General features: G+C 64.1%; 2 protein-coding genes and 2 pseudogenes. All 4 read left to right on the top strand.

What is annotated here, in order from left to right:
• Positions 1-485 (top strand): annotated as a pseudogene (locus tag BZL41_RS11425) (type VI secretion system tip protein VgrG); the annotation flags it as partial.
• A 5-nt stretch (positions 486-490) separates the two neighbouring features.
• Positions 491-1309: a DUF4123 domain-containing protein gene (locus tag BZL41_RS11430; RefSeq protein ID WP_168190980.1), complete on the top strand. Its 819-nt coding sequence runs from the start codon at positions 491-493 to the stop codon at positions 1307-1309.
• Positions 1306-5133 carry a toxin VasX gene (locus BZL41_RS11435; protein WP_095599415.1) on the top strand — a complete coding sequence of 1276 codons (3828 nt, stop codon included), beginning with the start codon at positions 1306-1308 and terminating at the stop codon, positions 5131-5133. The genes BZL41_RS11430 and BZL41_RS11435 overlap by 4 nt, the downstream gene beginning before the upstream one ends.
• Positions 5133-5828, top strand: a pseudogene (locus tag BZL41_RS11440) (hypothetical protein); the annotation flags it as partial. The gene BZL41_RS11435 and the pseudogene BZL41_RS11440, both read left to right, overlap by 1 nt.

Genomic DNA, 5828 nt, shown 5'->3' on the forward strand with positions numbered 1-5828 from the left:
AGGAACACCGCATCACCCACCTCGACCGCAAGACCGAACTCAAGGCCAACGACCACCTCACGGTCGGGCAGAACCAGCACATCAAGATCGGCCAGGGCCTGTTCATCGAGACCGGCGACGAAATCCACTACTACGCCGGGCAGAAGGTGGTGATCGATGCCGGCGCCGAACTCACCGCCAAGGCCGGCGGCAGTTGGCTCAAGCTCGACGGCAGCGGCGTCACCCTCAACGGCGCGACCATCAATCTCAACACTGGCGGCAGCCCCGGCCAGGGTTCCGGCGCCGCTCCGATCCTGCCGGGCGAACCCAAGGCGGCGGATGCGGACAAACCCGGAGCCGTCCTGGAGCACAAGCTCAAGCAGGCCCGCCTGACCAACAGCCCCCTGGTCGAGCTGTGCCAGAAACCCAAAGGCGGCACGCCCATGCAGTGCCCCTTGGCCGACTGCCCTTGCCGGGCAGCCATGCAAGGAGGCGCGCAGGGATGAGCGGCATGACCCAAGCGGAGTTCCCCAGCCTGACGCCCCCGCTCTATCTGTTGCTGGAGCACGACGACGATCTGCTGCAACGCGTCTACGAGCAGGAGCCGAGCGCCGTGCCCCAGCGTCTGTTCGCCAACACCGAGCTGGATGCCCATCGGGACCAAGGCCCCCTGTTGATCCCCTTGTCGATCGACGATGCACTGCTGGCGGCCTACCGCTCGGCGCCTGCCGATTGGCCGGGAATCCTGCTGGCCTGCGACCGGCCGGAAGCCGAACTGGTGGATCACCTGCAGCGCATGCTGATCGTCCGCTTCGACGGCAATCGCAAGGCGCTGCTGCGCTACTACGACCCTCGGGTGGCCAGCTACTTCTTCCCCGCCTGCGACGCCCAGAGCGGCCCGGCCTGGCTGGGGCCGATCCGCCAACTGGCCTGGCAGGGTGGCACCTGGGCGGACTCGGCCGCCGGCGAGGCCACCTGGCACTGCCTGAACAATCCCGAAGCGGCGGATGCCACCCTCATGGTTGCGCCCATGTCTCTGGACGACCGGCAAACCCGTGCATTGGAGCGCCAGCAACTGGAGCGTTTCGTCTACGACTGGCAACAGCACCACCCGCAACAGCCGTTCACCCTGGCGTGGATCTGGCTGCACCAGGGATTGGCCGCCGGGTTCGATGAGTACGACGACCTGACCGCCTATCTCGATCTGCGCGCCCAGTATCCCGGCCACACGGACCACCCCGCACCATCCGCCGGCGAGACACGGCAGCGACTGCAACAGCTGCGTGACTACCTGGAAGCCTCGCCGGCCTCCAAGGAGATCCACCTATGAGCGCCAAAGCAGGCAGCCTGAGCAACGGCCCGGCGTGCGAGGCCGGCAAGCTGATCGTCGAAGTGATCGGCAAGGACCATCCGCCAGGACAGCGCATCGTCATCTACGACGAAACCGACAACGAACAGCAGGAATGGCTGACCAATCGCCGCCAGCTCGAGCCGCTGATCGACAAGGCATTCAGCAGCACCCTGCATATCTGGCCGTGGGACGGGCAACCCAGGCGCCACCTGTGGCTGGAAATCGAAGCCGAGAAAGGCGGCCCCATCCGCGTGCCGCTGATGGACGATGCCAAGGCCACGCCGCGCCAGATCGAACAACAGTGGAACCAGATCGTCCCCGTCGTGCCCTTCACCGCCGTAGCCGGCAGCCGGAGCGCCTACGACCTGGGCACACCCGTGCTGGTACGCAACGGCTATGTCTATGTCTTCTATCGGGACAAGCTCTGGCGCGAACTGGAAGTGCGCGTGGGCGAGAAAATCACCTTCCACGACGTCCCCGTCGCCCATTACCGGCAGAAAAACGGCTTCAAGTCCGGCCCGCGCGCCGCAACGGGCAAGGCCCTGGATGACATCTGGCTGCCGGCGACCTGGAACGACATGACCGCCCCGCCCGTGCAACTCTGTTTTTCCGAAGTCCAGTTGAGCGGGCCCCGTCTGCAGCGCCTGGAACAGGATGCCGGCCTGCGCCGCACCCGCTGCAACAGCGTCGACCTGCGCGCCTCGAAGAGCAAGTTCAAGCGACTCTATGACGGCCAACCCAACGGCAAGGACATGCTCGCTGCCTTCTCGACGTTCGATGTCCGCGACTACGCCAACCAGAACGCCGTGGGCAAGGCCAAGGTCACGCGCCTGAACCTGAACCTGCACGTCTTCCCGGTCGGGCTAGCCGCGCCGCAACGGATGCGCCAGCCCGGCTACGAATGGATGCTCGATCATCCGGGGCGCTACCTGTGCGACCTCTCGGGCCAGTTTCCTATCACCAGCAAGACCGAAGCCCAGGCCTTCCTCGATGGCTTCGAGCGGGGCACGCCCGGCAAACCGCCCGCCACGTTGGAGTCCGACGCCTGGGCCCATTGCCTGGAGGAAAAGGTCAAGGCCGGCAGGCCTGTGTGCCCGGCTCCCCAGGACGGCGGCCCCAGCGAGGTCTGGAAAGCCCAGCCCGCCGAACAGGATGTGTTGCAGCAGGCCCGCCAGCGGCAAATCTGCGGCGTGCTGCTGGACGATGAACAGTACCGCCTGCGCCACCTGCTCAACCGCATCAATACCCAGCAGAACCTGTTGAAGCTTTGCGCCGAGCGGGCCACCCAGCACGCCAACCACGGCAGCGCCCTGCTGGTCCAGCAACTGATCGTGCCGAGAGCCCTGGGCGGCCAGACCAACCCGTTGCACCAAAGCCTGGAAAAACTCAAGGAACAGGGCAAGCGCGACATCAACCGCTTCACCGCCACCCCGGAACGCGCGCAGGTGTGGCGGCACCTCAACGGCGTCCAGGATCTCCTGGCCGAATGCCTGGGACATCCCGAAGCACAGCAGACACTGGCCGATCATCTCAGCCTCGACGGCTTCGACTACACTGCCGCCCTGCACTTCGCCAGCCAGTTGATCGCCGGCCTGGCCTGCAGCCCGGCGCAGCTCGACCCGCTGGCGGTGAACGGCGATGTCACCGACGCCATCACCGGCGTCAGCCTCTACAGCCCGAAGGCCACGCCGGGCCAGCAGCTCATCAGCGCCATCGCCAACCAGCAGCAGCACCCGCTGCACGCCATGCTCTGGCCCGTGGCCGAACTCAAGGACCTGCTCGCCCCCTACCAGAAACCCGCCAGTGCCGAACCCAACCAGGGCGACGGGCGCTTCCGGCCCAGCGAACTGGCCAAGGGCGAAACCCAGGGCGTGCCCGCCGCCAACCAGCAGACCCTGGACAGCAGCCTGCTCGCCAGCCTGGTGGCGGCCGGCAGCCTGAACAGCACCCTGACAGCGCAACTGAAAGCCGGCGCCGGCGCCCTGATCAGCATCTACGAGAACATCCAGGGCGCGGTGGATGCGGCGGAAAACGCCCTGCATGCGGCCAAGGAGACCTCTCGCCAGCGGCAGGCCGAAGCCGCCAGCCGTAGCGGCGCCCACCAGCAGGCCCGTGGCCGCGAACAGGCCACGCGGGAAAGCCTCGGCAGGCGAGCCCGGCCGGTCAACATCCGCCTGCATGGCCAGGGCGTCCAGCAATTGCGCAGCATGCTGCCGGACACCTTCGGCTATGCCTATTTCATCCGCCGCAGCCAGGCCAACAGCCAGGCCCACTACCTGTTCGGCCTGGAAGACCTGCCCACCCAACCGGCCCGCGCCACGCGGTTCTACGGGGAATTCCTCGATGCCAAAGGCAACCTGCTGGGCAGCACCAACCTCGCCCGCGGCGCAACCGCTGGCGCCCAGACCGGCGACCACCTGCTGCTCGCCCTGCCGCGCAGCCACAGCACCGCCCGCCTGATCGGCGAACTGAACCGCCGCATCAACGCCGCCCGCGAAGCCGAGCGCGCCGCCCAGACCGCCCAGGCCAGCGCGGCCCAGGCGGACAGCGCGCTGGAAAATGCAGTGCAGAACTACAGCGCCCAGCGCAACAGCAAGGTCTACCGCGTACTCAACTCGCGGACCTTTACGGCAGCGGTGCTGATGCTGGAACTGTGGAATGTGAATAATGAATGGCAGAGCAGAGAGCAGACAGCGCGAGAGAAGGGAACTGGAAGATCACGTGTAGGTGTATTTGCGGCAGGGGTTGACTTGCTAATCGCGATGGAAGTCATAACCGTCAAAATGGCCGGAAGCCAATCGGTATTGGCATCTGCACGTAAAGTTCTCTATCAGATCCCCGATGATGCAGCGAAAAGATATCTAGGCTTAGTCTTAGGAGAAACAATCAACAAAGACATTACTGCCCGCCTGCTGGGGCAAGCAGTTGCGGGATTGCTACTAGCCGGACTCAGCCTTTACGACGCTTGGTACGCCTGGCAATGGAACGACGACGCCATGTGGGGTTACCTGCTCATGGCAGGTGGCGGCCTTCTGGGTGCCGTCGGCACCTTCTTCGGTGGCGCCACCTTCCTGGGGTTGACCCCCATCGGCTGGATTTCCCTGCTTCTCGTCTGCATCGGCGCCGGCGTCGCCTACTGGCTCAGCAGCAACCCCATCGAGGACTGGCTGGCCAACGGCCCGTTCGGCGACAGCCGCACCAGCAACTACTCTCATCTGCGCGACCCGCAGGAAGCCTTCTACCGACTGGTCGGCCTGTTCGCCGGCATCCGCATCAGCAGCGGCCGCAACCCCGCCTTCGATCCGCACGCCAAGCTCTCGAGCCATGACACCGTGCCTTACCGGGTGCGCGCCGCCAACAGCCTGGTGCGCATCGAAAGCAACCTGCCCGGCCTGCTCTCCAGCCTGGGAGGCATCAATATCCGCGCCCTCTGCCGGTTGCGCAGCGTCGAGACCGTGCTCACCGCCAAAGGGGAAAGCTACACCGTCGCCAAACCGCTGGGACCGGAGATGGCTCCCGTGGCCCAGCGCCTCTGGCCCAATGCCCTGGAACTGTTCTTCGACATGCCAGCCAGCCAGGGCATGAGCTTCTCGCCCCGGCGCAATGGCCTGTACCATGAATGGGCCATCCGCGCCCAGTTCCGCCTGAGCGGCGACCGCCACGCCTGGTATTTCCCGGCGCCCAAACCCAAGGACCCGCTGGCCTTCGACCTCGGCAAGAACAAACCGAACTGGGATAAAGTCGACCAGCCCTTCTGGGCCGACGAAAGCACTTACAACGCCACGCCACCAAAAGAGCTCTGATGGACCAGCCCTACTACGCCAGTACCGCTTACAACCCGGCCAGCATTCCCAACCAACCGCCTTCGGCGGAGCGCCCCTGGATCAAGCGCTTCGCCAAGGTGCGGCTGCCTTGGGGTAATACGCAGGACGTAGCGCCTGAGAGAATTCTATGTGACCTGAAACCCAAAAGCCTTCGCTTCTGGGAAGCCGCCGAAAAAGAACGCCTGGAGCAGAAGGCCCAAGGCACCTATGTGCCCCCTCTGTTTGAAGGAACAGACCTCCATCAAAAATACGATCACGAACATTTCAGATACGCACTACTTTCTAAGCGCTCACATTTCTGGTTACTCATGTTAGGAGGTGGACGATTTATATTCCTAATTTCCATTTTTATTTTACTCATAATGTACCTAGCAGAGCTTATTGACACAGATGACTCCTGGCTAGAGCTTGCAGCGTCTTACATCCCAACACTTTCCATTCTTCTAGCGCCTCCTCTAGTCTGCTGGTTGATTGGCGCTTTTGTTATCCGTTTTTTTCCGCGTTTATGGTTCAAACCCTCTCGAGGCCCGCTCTGGGAACTCAACCGTCGCACCGGCCTTGTCACCGTCTTCGATTACGACAACAACGGGGAATACAAGAAGAACGGCACCATCGGCGAGATCACCGCGCCCTTCTACGAGTTCGACGCCTATATCGCCACCTCACCCGACCGC

Source organism: Pseudomonas sp. PIC25 (assembly GCF_002286785.1).
Taxonomy (GTDB): Bacteria; Pseudomonadota; Gammaproteobacteria; order Pseudomonadales; family Pseudomonadaceae; genus Pseudomonas_M.